The sequence below is a fragment of the Streptomyces sp. NPDC015139 genome, from assembly GCF_043079785.1.
Lineage (GTDB): Bacteria > Actinomycetota > Actinomycetes > Streptomycetales > Streptomycetaceae > Streptomyces > Streptomyces albidocamelliae.
Window position 1 is genome coordinate 256976 of the sequence record NZ_JBIBUW010000007.1, and the last position, 23938, is coordinate 280913.

Sequence of the window (23938 nt, forward strand, 5' to 3'; positions counted from 1 at the left end):
CCCCGGAGTGCCGCGCCCCCGCGCCCTGTCGGTGCGGGTCAGCCGATGGTGGCGAACGCCTTGGAGAAGGCGAACCTGTCCTGGGTGACGGAGCTGCAGGTGGCGTCGGCGGTGGGCTTGGTGCCGCCGGCGCACTGCTTGTCGCGGGTCGCGGACCACATGGAGAGCCCGCCGAGTCCCTTGGACTTGGCGAAGCCGGCCAGCTGGGTGGCGTCGTCGACCGTGAAGACCTCGGAGGAGACGTCGTTGACGCCGATCATCGGGGTGACGGCGACCGTCTTCCAGGCGGCGGAGTCGGACAGCCCCAGGACGCTCTTGACCTGTGCCTGGGTGGCCGTCGCCGCCTGCTCGGCGTAGGTGCCCATGTCGCCGCTGTAGGCGGGGCCGTAGTCCATCGCCATGATGTTGACGGTGCCGGTCTCCACGCCGTTGGACTTGGCGTCGGCGAGGAGGTTCACGCCGTCCTGGGTGAGACCCTCGGGCATCACGGGGAGGGTGAAGGAGACGTCCAGGCCCGGGTGCTGCTTCTGGAGCTTGGCGATGGCCTGGGCGCGGCGGGTGTTGGCGGCCGTGTTGGGCAGCGCGCCGCCCTCGACGTCGAAGTCGACCTTGGTCAGCTTGAAGGCGTCGACGGCCTTGCCGTACGCCGCCGCCAGCGCGTCCGCGGAGGAGCAGGTGGTGGCGAGCTCGGAGCCGGAGGCACCGCCGAAGGAGACCCGGACGTCACCGCCCTTGGCGCGCAGCGCGCCGATCTGCGCGGCCACGCCGTCGCCGGTGAGCTCCGTGACGCCGCCCCACTTGGGGGTGCAGCCGCCGCCGTCGGTGACGAAGGCGAGGTTGTAGTTCTTCACGCCGGTCGCGTCGGCGGCGGCCACGAGGTCGAACGCCGGGTAGAGGGAGGTGTCGACGTAGGGGGCGAAGCCGGCGGAGGCGGTGGTGCCGCTGCCGGTGCTCCCCGTGGGCGTGGGGGTCGCGCTCCGGGTGGGGGTGGCCGACGCCGTCGGGGTGGCGGACCCGGTGGGGGCAGGTGTGCCCGTCGGCGACTGGCTCTGCGTGGGCCGGCCGCTGGGTTCGGGGGTCGCACTGCCGTCCGCGGAGCACTGGGCGTCGTCGATACGGCAGCCGGTCGGGTCGCCGTTGCCGTTGACCACGAAGCCGACGGTGACCGACTTGCCGACGGCGAGGCCGTCGGTGTCCCACTTCGCGGGCTTCACGGTGACGTGCCGGCCGCTGACGCTCGACTCGCCGTTCCAGAGCGAGGAGAGCGTGGCGCCCGCCGGGAGGTCGAACTCCAGCGTCCAGGTCTTCTCTGTCGCACCGCTGTTGTTGGTGACGACGTACTGGCCGGTGTAGCCCGTCGACCAGTCGCTGGTCCTGGTGAACGCGGCGTTCACGCCGGCCGCGTTCGCCGTGCCGGTGAGCAGGACCGCGCCGCCACCGACCACCGCGGCGGCCACCAGGCCGCCTATCGCCTTGTTCCTGCCACTGATCCTGCGCCGGTGGGTGCTCATGCGCGTGCCTGCTTTCGCTGTTCACGGGGAGTGAGGTGCGGCAGCACGCTAGCGAGCCGGAATCGGACAAAGCGCCTGATCGGGGCGGCTGTTGACAACCTTAGGGTTCGCTTAAGGAAGCGATCGGGGCCGGTTAAAGGTCGAGACCAATCTGCGGGCGCGGCGTCTCCGCGCGGACCCCCGGTGTCCCCGCCCGGCCGGCCCCCGGCCGTCGAGCTGGAACCAGATGCGCACCTCGGTGCCGCCCAGGACCGAGGAGCCGATGCGGACGTCGCCGCCCGTGGACTCGGCGAGCCGGCGGACGATGTCGAGGCCGAGGCCGGTCGAGCCGGCGGCGCCGGAGCCGCTGCCGCGGGCCATGGCCGCGTCCGGGTCGGGTATGCCGGGGCCCGCGTCCGAGATCAGCACGATCACCGCGTCGTCGCCGTTGTGGACGTCGACGGCGAAGGCGGTGCCCTCGGCGGTGTGCCGGAAGACGTTGCCGAGCAGGGCGTCCAGCGCGGCGGCGAGGTCGGCGCGGGCCACGGGTATGCGCACCGGGCGGTCGACACCGGCCACCCGCCATTTGCGGCCCTCGTCCTCGGCGAGCGCGGACCAGAACTCCATGCGCCGGCGGACCACCTCGGCGGCGTCGCACCCGGCGCCGGGACCGGCCGCCGCCGTCTGCGGTTTGGCCTCGCGCGCGGTGCGGATGATGGTGTCCACCTCGCGCTCCAGCTGGGCGACGGCGGACCGGGTCTGGTCCGCGGCCGGACCGGCGCCGAGGGAGGCCGCGTTCAGCCGGAGCACGGTGAGCGGGGTGCGCAGCCGGTGGGAGAGGTCGGCCGCCAGCTCCCGTTCGTTGGCGAGGAGCTGCACCACCTGGTCGGCCATGGAGTTGAAGGCGACCGCGGCCAGGCGCAGTTCGGCAGGGCCGTCCTCCGGCACCCGGGCGCCCAGCCGGCCCTCGCCCAGTTCGTGGGCGCCCTCGGCCAGCCGCTGGGCGGGGCGCACCATGCGTACACCGAGCCGGTCGGCGACGGCGACCGAGCCGACGATCAGCGCGAGTCCGACGGCGGCGAGCACCGCCCAGGCGGTGGAGACACCGTTGGTCACCTCGGACTCGGGGACGTAGACCTCGACGACCGCGACGCCCGAGCTGAGCGCCACGGGCTGGAGCAGGGTGGAGCCGCCGGGGACGGTGCCGGTGGAGGCGCGGCCCATTCTGCGTACGGCCTGGATGTCGCGGTCGGCGGCGCGCTGCCGGCCGAGGTCGATCGCGGCCCGGCCGCCGCTCGGGGGCAGGTGCACGGCCATTCCCGAGTCGGCGCCGGCGGACACGACCACCCGCTCCAGCTTGTCCCGGTCGGTGGTGATGGACAGCGCGGGCGCGACCGCGGCGGCCTCCCGCTCGGCGCTGGAGAACGCGCGGTCGCGGGCCATCTCCCTGACGACCAGTCCGAGCGGGACGGCGAAGGCGACCACGACCATGGTGGTGACCGCCAGGCAGACCTTGACCAGGGCCCATCTCATCGCGGCGGCACCCCCTCGCCGGCGTGCGGCACCGGGGGCTCCAGCTTCACGCCGACCCCGCGCAGGGTGTGCAGATAGCGGGGCCGCGCGGCCGTCTCCCCCAGTTTCCGGCGCAGCCAGGACAGATGGACGTCGATGGTCTGGTCGTCTCCGTAGGACTGCTGCCAGACCTCCGCGAGGAGTTCCTTGCGCGGGACGACGACACCGGGGCGCCCGGCGAGGAAGGCGAGCAGGTCGAACTCGCGCCGGGTCAGGTCCAGGCGCACGCCGTCCAGTTCGGCCTGCCGGCGCAGCGGGTCGACGGTCAGTCCGCCGACGCGGAGGACGGAGGAGGGCGGGGCCTCCGTGCCGCCGGCGCGCGCCCGGCGCAGCACGGCCGCGATGCGGGCGGAGAGGTGCTCGACGGAGAAGGGCTTGGTGAGGTAGTCGTCCGCTCCGGCGTTCAACAGCCGGACGACCTCCGTCTCGTCGTCGCGGGCGGTGGCGACGATGACGGGGACGTCGGTGATGCCGCGCAGCATCTTCAGGGCCTCGGATCCGTCCAGGTCGGGCAGTCCGAGGTCCAGGATGACCACGTCGAAGCGGAAATGGGCGACCTCGCGCAGCGCTTCCAGTGCCGTACCGACGCTGCGCACCGTGTGCGTGGCGTCGGTGAGATGCCGGATGAGCGCCGAGCGTACGAACTGGTCGTCCTCGACCACGAGCACACTTGCCATGCGCCGCACCGTACGCCATGTGCGGGACGGGGGTCCGGCGCCTGTGGACAACTCGGGGCATGTGCGCACGGCGGTGTCCCTGGGGCAGTATGGCCGCGATGCGCAGAGGACTCGTACACGTACTGGCATGGCTGCTCGCGACGGGAGCGGCGGTCACGCTGTCGTGGTGGGGTGTGCACACGGTGATGGCGGGGACCGCCTACGACCCGCCGCGTGCCCTGCCGGTCCTGGCGGCCGACGCGAAGGGCCGGGACGTGAAGCCGGCGTCGAAGGGGCCGTCGGCCTCCGCGGCCCCGTCGCGCGGACGGCCGGCCTCACCGGCTCCCTCGCCGTCGCGGACACCCGTCGCCCACAGTCCCTCCCCCGGCGCCACCGCCGCGTCGTCCGGTCGTGCGTCCGGCCGGGTCAAGGCCTACGACACCGACGGCGGGAGGGCGGTGTTCGAGCTGGGTCCGTCCAGCGCCACGCTGGTCTCGGCGACCCCGGGGGCGGGCTGGTCGATGCAGCTGTGGAAGACGGAGACGTGGATCCGGGTGGAGTTCAGCCGGGGTGCGGACCGGGTGTCGGTGTTCTGCACCTGGCACGACGGCCCGCCGCGGGTGGAGGTCGGCACCTACTGACCGGGGCGGGCGTTCAGCGGAAGACCGAGGGCGGCGGGGCCGGGGAGGCCACCGCCGCCGCGTCCGTCACGGGGAGCGCGCCGCCGGTGAAGTCGGTGAGCTGCCTGCCGTGTTCGACCCGCCCGGGGTGGGGGTCGGAGGCGGCGCGGCGGGTGAGTTCGGCGACGGGCAGCGGCAGGCCGGAGGCCACGAGGACGGCGTTGCCGAAGCGCTTGCCGCGCAGTACGGCGGCGTCGGCGATCAGCGCGAGTTCGCCGAACCGGCCGGCGGCGGTGGCGATCTGGCCGCGCAGGTGGGCGAGCGGGGGGCCGTCGGCGAGGTTGGCGGCGTAGACGCCGGAGGGCTTCAGCGCGCGGAGGACCTCGTCGAGGAACTCGACGGAGGTGAGGTGGGCGGGGGTCCGGGCGCCGCTGAAGACGTCGGAGATGATCAGGTCCGCCCAGCCGTCCGGCACCTTGGCGAGGCCTTCCCGGGCGTCCACGGACCGCACCCGTATCCGCGCGTTCGGATCCAGCGGCAGTTCCCGGCGCACCAGTTGGACCAGCCCCGCGTCCCGCTCGACGACCTGCTGGGTGGAGCGCGGCCGGGTGGCGGCGACGTACCGGGCGAGGGTGAGGGCGCCGCCGCCGAGGTGCACGGCGTGCAGGGGCTTGCCCGGCGGCGCGGCGAGGTCGATGACGTGGCCGAGGCGGCGCTGGTACTCGAAGGAGAGGTACGCGGGGTCGTCCAGGTCGACGTGCGACTGGGGCGCGCCGTCGATCAGCAGGGTCCAGGCCCGGCCGCGGTCGGGGTCGGGCACGAGTTCCGCGAGTCCGCCGTCGACCGGTTCGACGACGGCTTCGACGGTGGCGGACCTGCGCCGCGGGTTCCTGGACCTGCCCATTCGTCCAGTCTCGCAGGTGGGCCGGGCGGGCGCTTCACCGGCAGCTGTCGGCCGCCTCGATCATCCGGGCCGCCTCGCCGAGGGCCCGGCGCAGCACGGCCGGGTCGGTGGCGAGATCGGCGTCACCGGGCGGCAGCAGCCAGTGGGAGCCCTCGACCGGCGGCGCGGGGTCCAGCCGCAGCCCGCGGCCGTCCGTCTCCGTGCAGGTGCTGCCCGGTACGTCCCAGCCGGCCGCGGTGCCGGCCGGCACCAGGAAGCCGAGGGTGTCGCAGCCGCCGTCGTGCAGGACGGGTCCCACCGCCTCAGCGGCCCCGCGCCGCAGGATGTCGACCGCCTCCAGACCCTGGCGGGACGGCACCGTCACGAGGTCGCATCCCGGGTCACCCGGGGGAGCGGCCCCTGCCGACGACGGCGGCGTACAAGGTTCGTTGCTCTGGCTGGTCTCCATGCCGGCCTCCACCACACAGCCCTGTTGCGGTCCGTGCGGTCCAACGCGCGAGCCCGTCAACGGCTACGGCACAAGTGCGCCGCAAAGGATGGCACTTCATGGCAGAACGTGGATGAGATATCCGGTTTGTAGCCAAACACTGCGTGGCGGGTCCTTCACAGCAGGTACGTTCATGCCCGCCGGAACCAGGGCGTCACTCGGACAACTCGTCCCGAATCCGCCCCGGCCCCGGCATGGTTCGACGGTTCGCACGAGAGGACCCGGCCATGGCGTCGTCAACGGAGACCTCGTCACAGCCCGACCGGCCGCTACGGCCCAACCTCGCCTTCCGGCAGTTACGCGGCAGGCGTTCACCGGCCGAGTTCGCGGCGCTCGTACGGCGCGCCGCGCGCGAGATCGGCGAGCGGGTGAGCTGTGACGCGCGCTACGTGGGCCGGGTCGAGGCGGGCGAGATCCGCTGCCCCAACTACGCGTACGAACGGGTGTTCCTGCACATGTTCCCCGGCCGCACGCTCACCGACCTCGGCTTCGCGCCCCGCTCGTCCGTCCGCGGACGCGCGGCCCGCACCGCGGCGGACGCCTCCGGGGCACCGGGGGCGTCCGCCACCGGTGGGACCCCGGGCTTCCCCCCGGCGGGCGGTGCCCTTGAGACACCGGGGGCGGTCGAGCCGTATGACACGCAGGACCCGTACGGCCCGCCCGGACCGTTCGACCCGCAGGACCCGTACGACCCGCACGAGCCGTACGCGAAAGACCACCTGAACCACGAGGAGAGCGACGTGCTGCGTCGCGCATTCATGACCGGCGGAGGCGCCACGGTGGCCGCCGCCACGCTGGGCCCGCTGCGGCTCACCACGGACGCGGTGGCCGCGGCCCGGCCGTCGCGCCGGCCCGGCAGCACCGAGGCGACCGCCCTGGAGGAGGCCGTCCGCCGCATCCGCCTGCTGGACGACCGGCACGGCGCCGACGGCCTGTACCGGCGCGCCGCGGCTCCGCTGCGCGCCGCCTTCGCGCTGCTCGACGCCGGTGCGACCCGGCAGACCACCGCCGACCGGCTGCACTCGGGCGCCGGCGAACTCGCCATCTCCGTGGGCTGGCTGGCCCACGACTCCGGCCGCTTCGACGACGCGCGCTCGCACTACGCGGAGGCCCTGGCCACCGCCCGGATGACCGGGGACGCGGCGCTGGAGGCGCACGCCTTCTGCAACACCGCGTTCCTGGCCCGGGACGCCGGCCGGCCCCGGGAGGCGGTCCGCGCCGCGCAGGCCGCCCAGCGTGCCGCCCGCCCCCTCGGCTCGCCCCGCCTGATGTCGCTGCTCTCCCTGCGCGAGGCGGGCGGCTGGGCGGGGCTCGCCGACCGCACCGGCTGCGAACAGGCGCTGGTCCGCGCGCAGACCCTGTTCGCGCGGGGCCGCTCGGACGCCGATCCCGAGTGGATGAGCTTCTACGGCGAGGCCGAGCTGGAGGGCCTCGAAGCGCAGTGCTGGTCCACGCTGGGCGACTGGCGCCGTGCGTCCCGGCACGCGCGCAGGGCGGCCCATCTGCAGGATCCGCACTTCACCCGCAACATCGCGCTCTACACCGCGGAACTGGCCGACGACCTCGCGCGCGAGGGCCGCCCCGACGAGGCGGCCCAGGCGGGGCTGCGCGTCCTGACACTGCTGGACCAGGTCCAGTCCTCCCGTATCCAGACGATGCTGGCCGGCACGGCGCGGGTCCTGCTGCCGCACCGGCGGGCCTCGGGGGTGTCGGAGTTCCTGGACCGGCACGCCTCCATGCCGAGGACCGGGAAGGCGTAGTCCCCCCCCGGGGCCGGGGGCGGACGGAAGCCGCCGGGTCAGGGCACCAGGTGACCCAGGTCGTTCCAGCTCTCGATCGCCGGTTCGCCGTAGGCCCAGCCGAGCACGGACAGCGAGGTCGGGTTCAGGCGGATGCGGGCCGCGAACTCCAGCGGCAGCCCCAGCCACCGCGCACCGATGGACCGCAGGATGTGCCCGTGGGCGAACACGAGCACGTCCCGGTCGGCGGACCTCGCCCACGCCACGACCTCGTCGGCCCGCGCGGTGACCTCCGCGATGCTCTCCCCCTCGGGGACACCGTCACGCCAGATCAGCCATCCGGGCCGCACGGCCTGGATCTCGGCCGGGGTCATGCCCTCGTAGGCGCCGTAGTCCCACTCCATGAGCGTGTCCCACGCGGTGGCACGGTCGCCGAAGCCGGCCAGTTCGCACGTCTCCCGCGCGCGGGACAGCGGGCTGGTGCGCACCTCCGCCTCCGCGAGCCCGTCCAGCGGAGCGCGGTGCAGCCGCTCGCCGAGCAGCTTGGCCCCGCGCCGGCCCTCCTCCAGGAGCGGCACGTCCGTCCTGCCGGTGTGCTTGCCGGACAGCGACCACGCCGTCTGTCCGTGCCGGGCCAGCAGGATGCGCGGTGCCATGGGAGACCTTTCCGGGAGGCGGACGCCGGACGGACGCCGCGGAAACACGAGGACGGGGTCCCTCCATCATCGCTCACCGGCGGGCCGGGCAACCCGGCGGGCGATCCCGGCGTCTTCATGGACCGAGCGCCCGCACGGGCGAGACCCGGTCGGCCTGAGGGGCGGCGACGGAACACCGTAAAGTGGCACGGTCGCCTCGCCGGGGGCGGTCCGTACAGCAGGAGGGGGAGGGCGATCGGATGGCGCGCACCAAGACACCGGGCACCGAGGTGGGCCAGCCTGCCCGGTCGCGCTGGTGGACCGAGCTGCCGCTGATCCTGCTCGTCTACGGCTGCTACTCGGCCGGCCGCCTCCTCGCGCGCGGTGACGTCTCGGGAGCCGTCGACCACGGCCTGTCGATCCTGCGCATCGAGAAGATGCTGCACCTGAACGCCGAGCACCCGCTGAACCGGCTGTTCACCCGGGAGCCGTGGCTCGGAATACCCGCCGACTTCTGGTACGCCTCGCTGCACTACCTGGTGACGCCCGCGATCCTCGTCTGGCTGTTCCGGTCCCGTGCCCGGTACTACCGGGCGGCCCGCACCTGGCTGATGACGTCCACGTTCATCGGTCTGATCGGCTTCACGCTGCTGCCGACCTGCCCGCCCCGCCTGCTCTCGGCCGGCCACGGCTTCGTCGACACCATGGCCCAGTACAGCTCGTACGGCTGGTGGGGCGGCGAGGCCAGCGCGCCGCGCGGCATGGGCGGCATGACCAACCAGTACGCGGCCATGCCCAGCCTGCACTGCGGCTGGGCGCTGTGGTGCGGCGTGATGCTGTGGCGTCACGGCGGCACCCGCCTCACGAAGGTCCTCGGCGTGGCCTACCCGCTGCTGACCGCGATCGTCGTCATGGGCACCGCCAACCACTACTTCCTGGACGCGGTCGCGGGCGTCGCCGTGATGGGTGCCGGCCTGCTGCTGGCACCGCACGTGACACGGGTCGCGGACGCACTCCGGGCCCGGCTGTCCCCGCGCACCGCACCGGTCACGGACGGCACGGGTTCCCCGATTGTCAGTGCCGGATGCCAGACTTCCGCGGGTGAGCGAATTCCACGGCAGCGCGAGTCGCAGCTCGACGCCGGAGGCGAACCGGACACCTCCCCCGCGGACGCGGGAGAAGGCGCTCCGGCACCGGCTCGCTGAGCTGCGCGGTCCCGACGTACCGGCCAAGGCCCTGGACGCGCGCGCCCTCGCGGCGCTCGCCGCCAACCCCGGGTGCCGCAGGCGGGCGATCCTGGACGGCGCCGGGGTGGACAAGGCGCGGCTGGCCGGCGCGCTGGGCGCGCCGTCCGGTTTCGGGCAGTCGCAGTTCGCGCTGACCCGGGGCAACGCGTTCGAGGCGAAGGTGAAGGCGGACGGCGGCGCGGAGCTGCTGCGGCTCGCGCACGCCCATCTGGCCCCGGGCGCCGACCGGCCCGAGGCGGCCGCCGTACCCGACCTGACCGCGCAGGGCCCCGAGGGGCGTACGGCCCGTACGGCCCTGGCGCTGCGCGAGGCCACGCGCGCGGGCGGCTGGACGCTGCTCGACCACCCGATGCTGGCGCTGGACGTGGCGGGTTCGCTCGCCTTCCTGGAGCCGGACGCCGTGGTGGTGCACCCGGACGGCAGCTGGTCCGTGGTGGAGATCAAGTCCTTCCCGATGGTGGACGGTTCGGCGGACCCGGCGAAGGTGGGCGCGGCCGCCCGGCAGTCGGCGGTGTACGTGCTCGCGCTGGAGGACGTCGCCGCCCGGCTCGATCCTCCCCCGCGCGTGCACCACCGGGTGCTGCTGGTGTGCCCCAAGGACTTCTCCAACCTGCCCGCGGGCCGCGCCGTGGACGTGCGCAAGCAGCGCGCGGTCACCGCACGCCAGCTCGCCCGGCTCACCCGGATCGAGGAGATCGCCGACTCCCTGCCCGACGGCACGTGCTTCGCGCCCGACCGGCCGGCCGAGGAACTGACCGCCGCCGTGGAGGCGGTACCGGCGACGTACGCGCCCGAGTGCCTGGCCGCCTGCGAACTGGCCTTCCACTGCCGGGAACGCTCCCGCGCGGCCGGCGCGGTCACCCGCCTCGGCAGACCCCTGCGCGCCGAACTGGGCGGGCTCAGCACGGTCGAGGACGTCCTGGCCGCCGCCCGCGGCGAGAGCGGCGACCCCGACGACCCCGCGGTGGCGGCCCTGCGCCGCGCGGCGGAACTGCGCGCCGAAGCCCTCCGGGCGGCCGGCCCGCCCGCCCGGAGCCCGCATGCGGACGTCCCCGTGGAGGTGCCCGCGTGTCGCTGATCACCACCCTCGCCCGGCTCGAGGCCGTCGGCTCCGGCCGCGCGCAGCCCGACGCGACCGTCCGCCACCGGCATCTGTCCGACCGCCCGCTGGTGTTCGTGCCGCTCACCACCGCCGGTGAGGCGGGCGCACCGCTCGGCGCGCTGGTGGGCACCGACCGGGACGCGCCCCGCCTGCTGGCCGTGCCCCAGCCCCGCGACCGCGACCTGCGCTTCGCGTTCCTCGCCGAACTGGCCGACGTCGTCCTGCCGTACGTCGACTCCTACGCCGGGTCGGTGGAGGCGGCCGAGCGCACCGAGACCGACCCGGAGACCGGCAAGCGGGTCAAGGTCGAGGTCGAGCTGTGCTCGGACGCGCCCCAGCTGATCGTGCCGAGCCGCGCCGGCCTGGACAACGTACGGCTGCTCGGCCGCTCCATGCGGTTCCGCCGCACGGCCGAGCAGGACCCGGAGGCGCCCCATCCGGCGCCGCCGCGGGTGCCGCTGCTCGGCCGGTGGCTGACCCACTACGGCGAGCGGGCCCGGGTGCCCGGCTCCTCGCTGCTGCTGGCCCTCACCGAGGTGCTGTCCCGGCACTGGGCCACCGGCCAGTCCGGGCTGGAGGACCAGCACCTGGGCGCGCTGCTCGCCTGGATCGCCCCGCCGGACGGCCTGACCGGCGCCGAGGCCGCCGGGCGGGCCGAGCTGGAGCGTGACCGGGACGGGCAGTTGCTGTGCCCGCCGGCCGGTCCGGCCACCGACCCGGCGTTCGACAACAAGCTGCTGGCCCCGGCGATCACGCGCTACGACCGCGCGCGCGGCGCCCTCGCCGCCGCCGAGGACCCCCTGGAGGCCGACGACCGGCTCGCCGCGCTCACCGCCGCCGAGCGGGACGTCCGCGACCTGGTCGAGAGCCGTACGCGGCCCACCTGGGACGCGGTGTGGCGGGGCCTGGACCTGCTGCGGGAGCTGCCGGCGGGCGCGCACGTCGAGGAGCGGTGGACCCGGGACCGCTGGTCGTTCACCGGCCACCGGGACCGGGTGGTGGCCGGCGAGCCGCCGCAGCCGCGCCGGGACGACGCCGTCACGGCGGCGAACAAGCTGGCCACGCGCGAGCGGGAGCAGGGCCGCCTGGAGGCGCAGGAGGCGCTGGACGATCCGCTGGTGATGGCCGGGCGGCGGCTGGCCGGTGAGGCCTTCGCGGGCGAGGTGACCGACGTCGTCATGACGTACAGCGAGGGCAGGCGGCCGAGCCCGCGCCCGCTGGTGACGGTCCGCACGGACGACCGGCCGCATCTCGCCGAGCGGGCGAAGGTGTACCGCTCGCTGGGCGGCAGGCCGCAGTCGGCGGAGTTCGCCGGCGCCGAGGCCGACGGGGTGCTGGTGCTGCGGATCGTGGACAAGATGGGCCGCGGCAAGGAGCCCGAGCCCGGCTCGGTGCCGGAGAAGGGCGACCTGGTCTGTTTCACCCTCTTCGAGCACGAGCAGCGCGGCGGGGCGAAGCTGCCGGACCCCGAGGAGACGCCGTGGACGCACGGCGGCCCGCCCGGCGAGCCCGCGGCGGAGGCCCCCGACACCGTGACCGAGGAGGACGTGCTGTGACGACCGTCGACTTCGATCCCGGAGCCGCGGCCGCCCGCGCCACCGACGCGATCCTGCACGACACGCTGCACGGCACGGAGCGGGGCGTGGTGGTCGACTCCCCGCCCGGGGCCGGCAAGTCCACCCTGGTGGTCCGCGCGGCCCTCGAACTGGCCGGGGCCGGCCGCTCGTTGATGGTGGTGGCCCAGACGAACGCCCAGGTGGACGATCTGGTCCTGCGGCTCGCCGAGAAGAGTCCGGACCTGCCCGTGGGCCGCCTGCACAGCAGTGACAGCGATCCGTACGACAAGGCGCTGGACGACCTGCCGAACGTCCGCCCGTCGGCGAAGGCGGCCGACCTCAACGGCCTGCCGGTGGTGCTCTCCACGGCCGCGAAGTGGGCGCACGTCAAGGTGGACGAGCCCTGGCGGCACGCGATCGTGGACGAGGCGTACCAGATGCGCTCCGACTCCCTGCTCGCCGTGGCGGGCCTGTTCGAACAGGCGCTGTTCGTGGGCGACCCGGGCCAGCTGGACCCGTTCGCGATCGTCGGCAGCGAGCAGTGGGCGGGCCTGTCGTACGACCCGTCGGCCTCGGCGGTCACCACCCTCCTGGCGCACAACCCGGAGCTTCCCCAGCACCGCCTCCCGGTGTCCTGGCGGCTCCCGGCGTCGGCGGCCCCCCTGGTCTCCGCCGCGTTCTACCCGTACACCCCGTTCCGCAGCGGCACCGGCCACGGCGACCGCCGGCTGGCCTTCGCGGTGCCCTCCGACGGCTCCGGCCCGGACCGGGTGATCGACGAGGCGGCGGAGTCCGGCTGGGGCCTGCTGGAGCTGCCCGCCCGGCACACCCCGCGCACGGACCCGGAGGCGGTGCGCGCGGTGGCGCTGGTCGTACGGCGGCTGCTGGACCGGGGCGGCGCGGCGGTCTCGGAGCGCTCACCGGACCCCGCTCCCCTCAGCGCCGACCGGATCGCCGTCGGCACGGCCCACCGCGACCAGGCGGCGGCGGTCCGCGCGGCGCTGGCCGACCTCGGCGTGCGGGACGTGACGGTGGACACCGCGAACCGTCTCCAGGGCCGTGAGTACGACGTCACCGTGGTCCTGCACCCGCTCTCCGGCCGCCCGGACGCGACCGCGTTCCATCTGGAGACCGGCCGCCTGTGCGTCCTGGCGTCCCGGCACCGGCACGCCTGCATCGTGGTCTGCCGGGCCGGCGTGGGAGACCTCCTGGACGACTACCCGTCCACGGAACCCGTCCAGCTGGGCACCCTGGTGAAGTTCCCGGACGGCTGGGAGGCGAACCACGCGGTCCTGGCCCACCTCGCGGAACACCGCGTCACCTGGCACCCGTGACGGACACCCCGAACGCCCGGGACGTCCCCGGAGCTGGCGGAACACCGCGTCACCTGGCACCCGTGACGGACGCCCCGAACGCCCCGGCTCACCCGTTCGGCCGAGCGTCGGGGGATCCGGCCGTGGTGACGCGTGGTGAGCGGGAGGGGCAGTAGGTGCCCTTGCGCGGGCGCGGGACAATGGACGGTGGCCCACCTGAAGGCGGCGCCCAGCGAACCGTACGAGGAGGAGACAAGACATGGCGGAGCCCACGCCGCGTCGCAACGAACCGCGGCTACGCCCCGCGCCCCTGCTCTTCGAGCCCGCGGAGGCGGCCGGAGACGCCGAGCACTTCTTCGACCTGGAGTCGATCGACGACCCGCGGGCGCTGCTGTCGCGGGCGACGGAGCTGACCCAGGCGTTCCGCGCGGCGGCCGACCGGGCCGTGGAGTTCCAGGCGATCGCGGCGGCCCAGCTGGCCGACCCGCGCCGGTTCGACCGGCTGACCGCGGCGGACATCGCCGAGCGGGCCGAGTGGACCGAGGACTACGCGAAGAGGATGGTCGAGTTCGGCCGGGACCTGATGCGGGGCGACAGCGAGGGACGGACGTCCCCGGACCCCGTGTAGCCCCCCGGTTGGTGCCCTTGGGGCTCCCGCTTGGCATATGCCGGGCGGGCAAGATACTCCCCCGCCGCTCCCTGTGTCCCGATTTTCGGCAACCCAGGGAATCCGCGCGGTCACGGCCGGTACACCTGTGTGCCATGAGCAGCACACCGAACGTCACGCGTGCCACCGGCGACGGCATCGCCTGGATGGCCTCGGCGAGCACGTACCCCCGCAGCACCCTGGCCCTGTGGGAGGAGCGCCCGGACGCCCCGGTCGTCCTGCCCTGCGGCACGGCCTTCGACGTGGTGAGCGCCCCCACGGTCTTCGGCCGCCGCATGCTGGACCGGCTGTGGGACGAGGGGCCGGGTTCGGGCCCCGTCGCCGTGTTCCGGGGCCGCGTGCTGCTGTTCACCGCCCCCGGCACCGCCCAGCGGCTGCCCTCCCTGCTGGCCTGGGAGGAGTGGGGCTCCACCCGGGCGGACGCGGTGCCGCCCCTGCTGTGCCACGGCCCCGGGGACGCGGTGACCGTACCGCCCCTGACCACGCACGACGCCTCCGGGAGCGCCCGCTGGCTGGTCGCCCCCGACACCCGGCATCCGTGGCTGCCCGGCCCCGAGATCGCCCTGTGGGCGGCCGTACGGGCCGCCCGTGCCGCCGTACGGATATCGATTTTTCCTCCCGCCGATCAGGATGCTAAGGTCTACGACGTCAGCAGGCGCCGCTAGCTCAGTTGGTTAGAGCAGCTGACTCTTAATCAGCGGGTCCGGGGTTCGAGTCCCTGGCGGCGCACGTTGGACGATGGCGAGTCTTGATCGCAGAAATGCGATGACGGCTCGCCATCGTTGTTTTTCAGTCCCGTACCGCCGGTGTGATCTTGACCGTCCAGGCGCCCGACGCCGTCCGGTCCTCCACCTCCACCTTCACGCCCTCCCCGGGCACGGTGAAGCTCTCCCCCAGCGCCACCGGGGCGTCGGCCAGTGGAGGGTAGACCGAGTTCTCCCAGCAGCCCTCGGTGCGCGGATGGGCGTCGACGACCTCGACCGGGCCGCCGCCGGACTCGGCACCGCTGTGGACCCGGTAGACGAGGACGCCCTGCCGGCAGGAGGCGTGGTCGTTCCCGGCCGCCCCGCGCGCCTCGAAGGCCAGGGCACTGTCCGGCCCGGTGCGCACGACGGCCAGCTTCACCCCGTTGCCGAGGCCGAAGGCGGGCGCGCCGCCCGTGCCCTGCACCGGGACGCCCGGCCCCGCGGCCAGGGGTTCCAGCGTGAGACGGGTCGGAGCGGCGCCGCGGACGCACGCCACCTGGCGGGGGTCGAGCCAGCCGAGCTTCCACTTGTGCCAGGCGAACAGATCCGGTGAGAGTCCGAACTGGCTGCCCATCAGGTCCCAGTCACCCACATAGGTGTCCCAGTCGCCCTTGCCGTCGACAGGGCGGTGGTAGAGGTCGGGCAGGTCGAAGACATGGCCGGTCTCATGGGCGAGAACCAGCCGGTCCGGCGGATGCTTCTCGAACACGGTGACGACCCGGCGGACGTCCGTGCCGTCCACCTGGATGGGTGTATCGAGGTTCACGACCTTGGTGGCGTCCGAGTCCACTCCGGGCGCGTCCGGATCGGCGACGAAGTACACCACCGGGTACCGCGAGAAGTCGACCTCCTTGTCCGCCGCGGCGAAGGCGTCCCGCAGGTAGGCGGCCCGGTCCTCGGCGCTCCAGTCCCGCCTTATGGCGTACGCCGTCGACGGGCGCGGCATGCGCAGCCAGTGCTTCAGCGGGTGCGGGTGCAGCGTGAACCTGCCGTAGGAGGCCTGCTCGTAGAAGCGGCTGGTGGCCGGGAAGTGGTCGGACGTCAGCTCGGCCGGGGTGGTGCGCGGAGTGGCGTCCGGGAAGGACAGGAAGACCATCACGGCGTCGAGCGCGCCGGTCGGGCGGGTGTAGACCGGGTTCCAGGTGTCCACGCCCTCCGAGTGGTGGGCCGCGCTGCGCTCCAGGGCGCAGGGTGCCGTCGAGAAGGGCTCGGCGACCGACGGGCCGGTGAGGATCGAGGTCGCGGCGAGCGCCGACAGCGTGGTGCACACGGCGGCGGTGCTGCGCAGCATGGGCACGGGCATGACCTCCGGATGCGACTCTCGGGACCCGCACCCAGATTGCTGGGATTCGCCACGCCATGCCCTGTTTGTCTGCACCAGAAGGGTGAGTGCGCCCTGCCTGCGCCCCGGCGCGCTCCGGCGCTCGACACCCCCGAAACACTCACGGAACGTCACAACTGGTCGGGGGCCTGAAGAACCCGTCCAGGTGCGGGCAGAAACGATCTGTCAGAACCTGTACTCCGTCCGGGAGACTGGAGAGTGGCTGGAAGGCCTCCGGGCCAGCCTCTATGATCGGCACACTTTCCGGCACGGACAGAGATCGAGTGCACTGCGGGAGCGAGCGGTGAGCGGAACGTCCGAAGGGCCGACGCCCGCGGCAGACCTCGACCGGTCAGCCGTCACAGACAGTGATCAGTCCACCTATCGCCGTGTCTTCGCGGCCGCCCCGCTCGCCATGGCGGTCGTGGACGCCGCGGGCATCGTCACCGGCGCCAACTCCGCCTTCGGCGAGCTGCTGGGCACCGATCCGGAGTCGTTCCCGGGGCAGGTCGCCGCCGATCTGGTGGACCTCGCCTCGGACGCCCGCACCTGGCACGCCTACCGCGAGGTCCTGCGCGGCCGGCAGGCACGGCTGCGCTGCACCCGCCGGCTGAAGCATCCCGACGGGCGCTCGCTGTGGGTGCAGGTCACCGTCGCCCCGCTGGCCGACGGCGGGCCCGGTGTCCTGCTGTCGGTGACGGACGTCGGTGCCCGCCGCGAACTCCAGGCGCGATTGCGGCACTTGCAGATGCACGACCCGGTGACCCGGCTGCCCAACCGCACGTTGTTCTTCGAGCGGCTGACGGCCGCGCTGGAGGCGGAGTCGTACGAGCAGAGCGGCACCGGCCGGATCGGCCTGTGCTACCTGGACCTGGACGGGTTCAAGGCCGTCAACGACACTCTCGGCCACCGCGTCGGCGACCGGCTGCTCGCGGCCGTGGCCGAGCGCCTGAACCGGGTCGCCGACGAGACCGGGTACGCCCGCGCCGCCACTCCCCTCGTCGCCCGGCTCGGCGGCGACGAGTTCGCCCTGCTCGTGGAGGACTCCACCGGCACCGAACAGCTCGCGGATCTCGCCGAGTCGGCGCTGAAGGCCCTGGAGGCGCCCTTCGACCTGGCCGGGCAGCGGCTGTCGCTGACGGCGTCCATCGGTGTGGTCGAGCGGCACGCGGCGGGCACCACCGCGACGGGTCTGATGCAGGCGGCCGATACGACCCTGTACTGGGCGAAGGCGGACGGCAAGGGCCGCTGGACACTGTTCGACCCCGAGCGCAACGCGCACCTGATGACCCGGCAGGCCCTCTCCTCCACCCTGCGCCCCGCCATCGAGCGCGGCGAATTCGCCCTGGAGTACCAGCCGTTGGTCGGCATGGAGGACGGGCGGCTCAGCGGGGTCGAGGCGTTGATCCGCTGGCATCATCCACAGTTCGGCACGCTGACGCCGAATCGGTTCATCGGACTGGCCGAGGAGGACGGTTCGATCGTGCAGCTCGGCCGCTGGGCGCTGAACACCGCCTGCCGGCAGGCCCGCCGCTGGCAGCTGGACCACCCGGACGAACCGCCGATCTTCGTCAGCGTCAACGTGGCCGTGCGCCAGGTGTGGGACTCCGATCTGGTGGCGGACGTGGCGGAGGTCCTCGCCGAGACCGGACTCGCCCCGCACCTGCTGCAGTTGGAGCTCACCGAGTCCGCGGTGATGGGCTCCGCGGGCCGTCCGCTCCAGGCCCTCCAGGCCCTCAGCGACATGGGCGTGCGCATCGCCATCGACGACTTCGGCACCGGCTACTCCAACCTCGCCTATCTGAGCAGGCTGCCGGTGTCGGTCCTGAAGCTGGACGGCTCCTTCGTGCGGGGCTTCCAGTACGAGGGCGAGAAGAAGACGATCGCTCCCAACCCGGCCGACGAGGTGATCGTGGAGGCGATGATCCAGCTGGCGCACCGCCTGGGGCTGACCGTCACCGCCGAGTGCGTGGAGACCTCCGCCCAGGCCACCCGGCTGCGCCGGATCGGCTGCGACACCGGACAGGGCTGGCTGTACTCCCGTCCGGTGCCGCCGGATCGTATCTCCGAGCTGCTCGGGGAGCAGACCTACGCGGTCGGCAATCCGTAGGCGTCCGCGATCAGTTCGTAGGAGCGCAGACGGAGTGCGCCGCGGTGGGCGTGCGAGGTGAGCATCAGCTCGTCGGCGCCGGTGCGCTTGTGCAGCGCGTCCAGTCCCGAGCGGACCTCGTCGGCGGTGCCGTGCACGATGTTGGCCGTCCAGGAGCCGATGAACTCCTCCTCCATCGGGCTGAACTCGTGCCGCTCGGCCTCCTCCGGGTCGGGGAACAGGCCGGGGCGGCCGGTGCGCAGCCGGAGCATGTTCAGGGCCATCGCGCGGGTCTGGCGGCGGGCCTCGCGCTCGTCGTCCGTGGCGAGGGTGGAGACGCCGATGAGGGCGTACGGCTCGGCCAGCACCTCGGAGGGGCGGAACGTCTCCCGGTACAGGTCGAGCGCCGGGACGGTGTTCTGCGCGGAGAAGTGGTGGGCGAAGGCGAAGGGCAGACCGAGCAGGCCGGCCAGGCGGGCGCTGAAGCCCGAGGAGCCGAGCAGCCAGACGGGCGGCCGGTGCGGGGACTGGACGCCGCCCGGCGCGGTGGCCTGCACGGGACCGGGGATCGCGTGGATGCGCCGGTAGGGGTGGCCGTCGGGGAAGTCGTCGTCCAGGAAACGGGTGAGCTCGGCGAGCTGCTGCGGGAAGTCGTCGGCGCCCTCATTGAGGGTGTCGGTGCGGCGCAGCGCGGCCGCCGTCGCGCCGTCGGTGCCGGGGGCCCGGCCGAGACCGAGGTCGACACGCCCCGGCGCGAGCGCCTCCAGCGTGCCGAACTGCTCCGCGATCACCAGCGGGGCGTGGTTGGGCAGCATGACGCCGCCCGAGCCGAGCCGGATGCGCTCGGTGTGGGCGGCGAGGTGGGCGAGGATCACGGCGGGCGAGGAGGAGGCGACGCCGGGCATGGAGTGGTGCTCGGCGACCCAGTACCGGTGGAAGCCGCGGGATTCCGTCAGCCGGGCCAGCTCGACGCTGGTGCGCAGGGCGTCGGTGGCGGTACTGCCCGCGCCGACGGTCACCAGGTCCAGTACGGAGAGGGGGACGGGGGCGGTCCCGTGCGTCGTGCCCCGGATCTCGTCTGCCGACACGGTGTGGGCCTCCTGTTTCTGAGCGTGCTTCCTTCGGAGAGCTAACAGGAGGGTGTCCCCGCTTATTCCGTCCGCCCGTGCTTCCCGGCCGCGCCTGGGTCGCCGGAGCTCCCTGGGTGTCCGGCCGGGCCTCGTGGGGCGCCCCAGTCCGGCCGGCGAGGCAGGGTGCCTCGCCGGCCGGGGGGCGTACCGCGATGACGGTCCGGCGGTGTCAGGCCTGTACCAGGGGTTCCCGGGTGAAGAGGGTGCCGAGGGTGGGGGCGTTCACGCGGCGGTCGGCCAGGCGCAGCCCCTCCCAGACGCTGACCTGGTTCGCCGTGAGGACCGGCTTGGACAGGGCCTTCTCCAGCAGCGACAGGTGGGCGGCGGTGTGCAGCGCGGTGTCCGGGAGCAGGACCGCCTCCGCGTCGGCCACGTCCGCCGCGCGGGCCAGCGTCAGCACGTCCTCCTCCCCCCAGGTGCCGACCTCCGCCGCCGTGACGATCCCCGACGACCGCATGCCGGTCACCTCCAGGCCGCCGGCCCCCAGGAAGTCCCCGAACAGGGCCGCCACGTCCTCCGGGTAGGTCGCGCCCACGGCGACCCGCCGCACCCCGAGCTCCCGGGCCGCGTGCACGAACGCGAACGACGTCGAGGAGGCCGGCATCCCGGCCAGCCGGGCCAGCGTCCGCACCTGGTCCTGGGCGCCGTCCCAGCCGTGCACGAAGCTGCCGCTGGTGCACGCCCACACCACCGTCTCGACGCCGGCGAGCCGCAACCCCTCCATGCCCGCCGCGAGCCGCTCGGCGGAGCCCATCTCGCGCAGGGCGTCCACCCGGTGCGCGTCCTCGCCGATGTCCGTGTGGACCAGGTCCACCCGGATGTCGCTCCCCAGGAGCTGCTCCATGCGTGGATAGTCGTCCTCGGCGGAGTGGCCCGGATAGAGGAAACCGAGTGCGGTCATGTCCAGCCTTCCTGCGTCTCTTCGGGCAGTACGGGCCGCTCCCGCGCGGCCGCGTCCAGCAGCGCCTGGTAGGGCCCCACGGCTCGGGTACCCAGTCGGCGCAGTGCAGCCCACATCGTGACCTGGTTGGCCGAGAGGACCGGCATGCGCAGTTCGGCCTCCAGTTGCGGGATGACGTCGTAGGTCGGCAGGTTGGTGCAGGAGATGAACAGCGCGTCGGCCGCGCCGGGGCGGATCGCCTGCCGTGCCATGCCGGCGACGTCCCGGTACGGCACCTGCCAGATGTGCCGGGTCAGCCCCATGTAGGCGCACCCGGTGATCCGTACGCCGGCCTCCGCGACGTACTCCCTCAGCGCCCGGGTCACGGAGACCGTGTACGGCGTGACCAGGGCGACCCGCCGCACGCCCAGCTCCGCCAGGGCCTCCAGCAGCGCCCCGGAGGTGGTCACGGCGGGCAGCGCGCCCGCCCGGGTCATCGCCTCGCACATCGCCCGCTCCCCGGCGATCCCGCCGACGAAACTGCCGGAGGTGCAGGCGTAGGCCACGACCTCCGGGGCGACGGCGGTCAGCGCGCGGACGGCCTCACCGAGGGTCTCGTGCTCGCTGACCAGCCGCGCCAGGTCCAGGCTCACCTCGACGGGCACGAACGGGGTCCGGGTCAGATGCAGCGACACCTCGTCGGGCACCCAGCGCCACAGCTCGCGGTCGAGGGCGAAGTCGAAGGGGGCCACCACGCCGACACCGCGCTGGGGGCGGGGACCGCCGAGAAAGGAGACGTCCATGGCACCGGCCTCACACTGGGAGACGAGGGAGCAACGGATCGCGATAACGCCCGTGTTGACGACGGTAGGTTCGGGTGCGAGCGTGGTCAATCCACGCATGTCAGACGCCGGGAGCCGCCCCGCATGACACCGACCCCGCCGACCCTTCTCGTTCTCGACGCCGACCCGCCGCCCCGGCTCGGCCGCCTCACCGGCCGCGCCCGGATCGTGCACACCGACGCCGGGCACCTGCCCGAGCGGCTGCCCGAAGCGGACGCCCTGCTGGTGTGGGACTTCACCTCGCACGCCGTGCGCGAGGCCTGGCCCGGGGACGGGCCCCGGCCGCGCTGGGTGCACACCGCGAGCGCCGGCGTGGACCATCTGATGTGTCCGGAACTCGCCGCGTCCGACACGGTGGTCACCAACGCGCGCGGGATCTTCGACCAGCCGATCGCCGAGTACGTGGCGGCTCTGGTGCTGGCGGTCGCGAAGGACCTCCCGAGCACCCTGGGGTACCAGCGGGAGCGGACCTGGCGGCACCGGGAGAGCCGGCGGGTGGCGGGCACGCGCGCGTGCGTGGTCGGCTCGGGCCCGATCGGCCGGGCGATCGCCCGCACGCTCAAGGCCCTGGGCGTGACGACGGCACTGGTCGGCCGGCTGCCGCGCACCGGCATCCACGGCCCGGACGACCTGGACCGGCTGGTCTCCCGCGCGGACTGGGTGATCGCCGCGGCACCGCTGACCGAGCGGACGTACCGCATGTTCGACGCCCGCCGGTTCGGCATGATGCAGCCCTCGGCGTTCTTCGTGAACGTCGGCCGCGGACAGCTGGTGGACGAGGACGCCCTCGCGGAGGCGCTGACCCGGCGCTGGATCGCGGGCGCCGCGCTGGACGTCTTCGCCACCGAACCCCTGCCGGCGGACAGCCCGTTGTGGGAGCTGCCGGAGCTGATCGTCTCCCCGCACATGAGCGGGGACACGGTGGGCTGGCGGGACGAACTGGGCGTGCAGTTCGTGGAGTTGTACGAGCGCTGGGCGGTGGGCAGATCACTGGTGAACGTGGTCGACAAGAAGCGTGGTTACGTGCCCGGTCACTGAGACCCGATGGAGGGTGCATGCAGCTCACCGACCTCACCGCGGCCCGGCTCCTGGACGGTTACCGCAAGGGCGAGTTCAGCCCCGTGGAGGCGACCGTCGAGGCCCTGGAGCGGGCGCGCCGGATCCAGCCGGAGGTGAACGCGTTCGTACGCCTCACCGAGGAGGACGCGCTCGCCCGGGCCCGGGAGTCGGAGGAGCGCTGGCGGCGCGGTGAGCCGGCCGGGCTGCTCGACGGGGTGCCGGTGACGGTGAAGGACATCCTGCTGCTGCGCGGCCACCCGACCCTGCGCGGTTCCCGGACCATCTCCGAGGAGGGGGCGTGGGACGAGGACGCGCCCCCGGTGGCCAGACTGCGCGAGCACGGCGCGGTGTTCCTCGGCAAGACGACGACCCCGGAGTACGGCTGGAAGGGCGTCACCGACTCCCCACTGACCGGGATCACCCGCAATCCGTACGACCCGGCGCGCACCGCGGGCGGCTCCAGCGGTGGCAGCGCGGCGGCCGTGGCCCTCGGCGCGGGCCCGCTGTCGCTGGGCACGGACGGCGGCGGCAGCATCCGCATCCCGGCCGCTTTCTGCGGGATCTTCGGCCTGAAGCCGACGTACGGCCGGGTGCCGCTGTATCCGGCGAGCGCCTTCGGCACGCTGTCGCACACGGGGCCGATGACCCGGGACGCCGCCGACGCTGCCCTGCTGCTCGACGTGATCGGCGCCCCGGACCCGCGCGACTGGTCGGCGCTGCCGCCCGCGCCGGGCTCCTTCTCGGAGGCGCTGAAGGGGGGCGTGCGGGGGTTGCGGGTGGCGTACTCGCCCACCCTGGGCGGGCAGGTGGCGGTGCGGCCGGGGGTCGCCGCGGCGGTGCGGCGGGCGGTCGCCCGGCTCGCGGACCTCGGTGCGTACGTGGAGGAGACCGACCCCGACCTCAGCGACCCGGTGGAGGCCTTCCACACGCTGTGGTTCAGCGGTGCCGCCCGGCTCACCCAGCGGTTCCCGCCCCGGCTGCGGCAGCTGCTCGACCCGGGACTGCGGGAGATCTGCGCGCAGGGGTCCCGGTACTCCGCGCTGGACTATCTGGCGGCGGTCGACGTCCGGATGGGTCTGGGGCGGCGCATGGGACGCTTCCACGAGACGTACGACCTGCTGGTCACGCCGACGCTGCCGGTGACGGCGTTCGAGGCGGGTGCGGAGGTGCCGCGGGGTTCGGGGCTGCGGCGCTGGACGGGGTGGACGCCGTTCACCTACCCCTTCAACCTGACCCAGCAGCCCGCCGCCACGGTCCCGGTCGGCACGGACGGGGACGGGCTGCCGGTGGGCATGCAGCTCGTGGCCGCCCGGCACCGGGACGATCTGGTGCTGCGGGCGGCGCACGCGCTGTACGAGGCGGGGCAGGCGCTGCCGGGGCTCGTCAGGCCCGCCGGAAGCTGAGCGTCTCCCCCGCCGCTCCCGTCCGCCACAGGTCGTTGCAGGCCTCGGCCATCGCGTCGAGGCCGTCGGTCACCTGACCCCAGACGATCCCCGGCACCCAGCCGACGTCCCCGTTCAGCAGCAGGTTGTTGCGCTCGTAGAACAGGGCGAGGTCGACGACGGTGGTGCCGGGGCGGACCTCACGGTCGTAGCCGTAGGCCTTCGTGCCGAGTTCGGCGCCGGTGAAGGAGAAGTAACAGAGGTCGCCGGGAATCGGGGTGACCGTCGGGTTCTCCAGTGGGGGTTCCGTGGAGGCGAAGGGTGGGAACAGGGCGTAGATCTCGTTGCGCGCGTACTTGGCGTGGTAGACGTCGCCGGTGAGCGGCAGTGCCTCCCACACTGCCGCGCAGGTCAGAGGCGCGCGGTCGTCCAACAGTCGTGCGGTGCAGTGAACGTCCCGCTTGTCGAGCGAGACGGTGACGAATCGATCGGCCATGAAAT

22 protein-coding genes and 1 tRNA gene are annotated in these 23938 nt (G+C 73.9%); 12 read left to right on the forward strand and 11 right to left on the reverse strand.

Annotated elements, in window-relative coordinates; all coding sequences use genetic code 11:
- Positions 1–38: 38 nt before the first annotated feature.
- The 3 genes from ACF08B_RS21080 to ACF08B_RS21090 all read right to left on the reverse strand — a co-directional run bounded on the left by ACF08B_RS21080 (position 39) and on the right by ACF08B_RS21090 (position 3739).
- On the reverse strand, positions 39–1511 hold the full coding sequence (locus ACF08B_RS21080) for a cellulose binding domain-containing protein (RefSeq protein WP_392318745.1): 1473 nt from the start codon (positions 1509–1511) through the stop codon (positions 39–41).
- Between the two features lie 111 nt (positions 1512–1622).
- The gene (locus ACF08B_RS21085; protein WP_392318746.1) at positions 1623–3023 is read right to left on the reverse strand and encodes a sensor histidine kinase; all 1401 of its coding nucleotides are present in this window, start codon (positions 3021–3023) and stop codon (positions 1623–1625) included.
- Entirely contained in the window at positions 3020–3739 is a 720-nt protein-coding gene (locus tag ACF08B_RS21090; protein ID WP_392318747.1) for a response regulator transcription factor, read from the reverse strand. Before ACF08B_RS21090 ends, ACF08B_RS21085 begins: the two co-directional genes overlap by 4 nt.
- Positions 3740–3837: 98 nt before the next feature.
- Between ACF08B_RS21090 and ACF08B_RS21095 the strand changes: the two genes are divergently transcribed.
- A complete protein-coding gene (locus ACF08B_RS21095) occupies positions 3838–4359 on the forward strand; it encodes a hypothetical protein (RefSeq protein ID WP_392318748.1) in 522 nt (173 codons plus the stop codon).
- A gap of 13 nt (positions 4360–4372) precedes the next feature.
- Here the strand turns inward: ACF08B_RS21095 and ACF08B_RS21100 are convergent, their stop codons facing one another.
- On the reverse strand, positions 4373–5242 hold the full coding sequence (locus tag ACF08B_RS21100; protein WP_392318749.1) for a spermidine synthase: 870 nt from the start codon (positions 5240–5242) through the stop codon (positions 4373–4375).
- Between the two features lie 34 nt (positions 5243–5276).
- A complete protein-coding gene (locus ACF08B_RS21105) occupies positions 5277–5690 on the reverse strand; it encodes a hypothetical protein (RefSeq protein WP_392318750.1) in 414 nt (137 codons plus the stop codon).
- Positions 5691–5956: 266 nt separating this feature from the next.
- On the opposite strand from ACF08B_RS21105, the gene ACF08B_RS21110 reads away from it, so the two are divergent.
- Positions 5957–7489, forward strand: a complete 1533-nt coding sequence (locus ACF08B_RS21110; protein WP_392318751.1) for a hypothetical protein — start codon at positions 5957–5959, stop codon at positions 7487–7489.
- A gap of 38 nt (positions 7490–7527) precedes the next feature.
- Here ACF08B_RS21110 and ACF08B_RS21115 read toward each other — a convergent pair whose 3' ends face one another.
- On the reverse strand, positions 7528–8124 hold the full coding sequence (locus ACF08B_RS21115) for a histidine phosphatase family protein (RefSeq protein WP_392318752.1): 597 nt from the start codon (positions 8122–8124) through the stop codon (positions 7528–7530).
- Between the two features lie 239 nt (positions 8125–8363).
- Here ACF08B_RS21115 and ACF08B_RS21120 point away from each other — a divergent pair, with 239 nt between their 5' ends.
- From ACF08B_RS21120 to ACF08B_RS21150, 7 genes are all read left to right on the forward strand, one after another.
- Positions 8364–9308: a phosphatase PAP2 family protein gene (locus ACF08B_RS21120; protein WP_392318753.1), complete on the forward strand. Its 945-nt coding sequence runs from the start codon at positions 8364–8366 to the stop codon at positions 9306–9308.
- Entirely contained in the window at positions 9205–10428 is a 1224-nt protein-coding gene (locus ACF08B_RS21125; protein ID WP_392318754.1) for a hypothetical protein, read from the forward strand. Before ACF08B_RS21120 ends, ACF08B_RS21125 begins: the two co-directional genes overlap by 104 nt.
- Positions 10419–12008: a hypothetical protein gene (locus ACF08B_RS21130; protein WP_392318755.1), complete on the forward strand. Its 1590-nt coding sequence runs from the start codon at positions 10419–10421 to the stop codon at positions 12006–12008. The genes ACF08B_RS21125 and ACF08B_RS21130 overlap by 10 nt, the downstream gene beginning before the upstream one ends.
- Positions 12005–13342 carry an AAA domain-containing protein gene (locus tag ACF08B_RS21135; protein ID WP_392318756.1) on the forward strand — a complete coding sequence of 446 codons (1338 nt, stop codon included), beginning with the start codon at positions 12005–12007 and terminating at the stop codon, positions 13340–13342. Before ACF08B_RS21130 ends, ACF08B_RS21135 begins: the two co-directional genes overlap by 4 nt.
- A gap of 238 nt (positions 13343–13580) precedes the next feature.
- Positions 13581–13949, forward strand: a complete 369-nt coding sequence (locus ACF08B_RS21140; protein ID WP_392318757.1) for a hypothetical protein — start codon at positions 13581–13583, stop codon at positions 13947–13949.
- 134 nt (positions 13950–14083) lie between these two features.
- Positions 14084–14653 carry a bifunctional DNA primase/polymerase gene (locus ACF08B_RS21145; protein ID WP_392318758.1) on the forward strand — a complete coding sequence of 190 codons (570 nt, stop codon included), beginning with the start codon at positions 14084–14086 and terminating at the stop codon, positions 14651–14653.
- Positions 14644–14717: transfer RNA gene (locus ACF08B_RS21150), tRNA-Lys, on the forward strand. Before ACF08B_RS21145 ends, ACF08B_RS21150 begins: the two co-directional genes overlap by 10 nt.
- A gap of 60 nt (positions 14718–14777) precedes the next feature.
- Here the strand turns inward: ACF08B_RS21150 and ACF08B_RS21155 are convergent.
- Positions 14778–16037, reverse strand: a complete 1260-nt coding sequence (locus ACF08B_RS21155; protein WP_392318759.1) for a M6 family metalloprotease domain-containing protein — start codon at positions 16035–16037, stop codon at positions 14778–14780.
- A gap of 322 nt (positions 16038–16359) precedes the next feature.
- Here ACF08B_RS21155 and ACF08B_RS21160 point away from each other — a divergent pair, with 322 nt between their 5' ends.
- Entirely contained in the window at positions 16360–18165 is a 1806-nt protein-coding gene (locus ACF08B_RS21160) for a putative bifunctional diguanylate cyclase/phosphodiesterase (RefSeq protein ID WP_392318760.1), read from the forward strand.
- On the opposite strand, the gene ACF08B_RS21165 is transcribed toward ACF08B_RS21160, so the two are convergent.
- The 3 genes from ACF08B_RS21165 to ACF08B_RS21175 form a co-directional block, all read right to left on the reverse strand.
- Positions 18144–19232: an LLM class flavin-dependent oxidoreductase gene (locus tag ACF08B_RS21165; protein WP_392318761.1), complete on the reverse strand. Its 1089-nt coding sequence runs from the start codon at positions 19230–19232 to the stop codon at positions 18144–18146. The genes ACF08B_RS21160 and ACF08B_RS21165 overlap by 22 nt on opposite strands.
- 211 nt (positions 19233–19443) lie before the next feature.
- On the reverse strand, positions 19444–20175 hold the full coding sequence (locus tag ACF08B_RS21170; RefSeq protein WP_392318762.1) for a decarboxylase: 732 nt from the start codon (positions 20173–20175) through the stop codon (positions 19444–19446).
- Entirely contained in the window at positions 20172–20957 is a 786-nt protein-coding gene (locus ACF08B_RS21175; protein WP_392162621.1) for a decarboxylase, read from the reverse strand. Before ACF08B_RS21175 ends, ACF08B_RS21170 begins: the two co-directional genes overlap by 4 nt.
- Positions 20958–21080: 123 nt before the next feature.
- On the opposite strand from ACF08B_RS21175, the gene ACF08B_RS21180 reads away from it, so the two are divergent.
- Together ACF08B_RS21180 and ACF08B_RS21185 are read left to right on the forward strand one after the other, a co-directional pair.
- Positions 21081–22034, forward strand: coding sequence for a D-2-hydroxyacid dehydrogenase (locus ACF08B_RS21180; protein WP_392318763.1), 954 nt, complete (start codon positions 21081–21083; stop codon positions 22032–22034).
- A 17-nt stretch (positions 22035–22051) separates the two neighbouring features.
- Complete coding sequence (locus ACF08B_RS21185; RefSeq protein WP_392318764.1) at positions 22052–23458, forward strand: amidase; 1407 nt, start codon at positions 22052–22054, stop codon at positions 23456–23458.
- Here ACF08B_RS21185 and ACF08B_RS21190 read toward each other — a convergent pair.
- Positions 23439–23933 carry a DUF3830 family protein gene (locus tag ACF08B_RS21190; protein WP_093477420.1) on the reverse strand — a complete coding sequence of 165 codons (495 nt, stop codon included), beginning with the start codon at positions 23931–23933 and terminating at the stop codon, positions 23439–23441. The genes ACF08B_RS21185 and ACF08B_RS21190 overlap by 20 nt on opposite strands.
- Between the last annotated feature and the right edge of the window lie 5 nt (positions 23934–23938).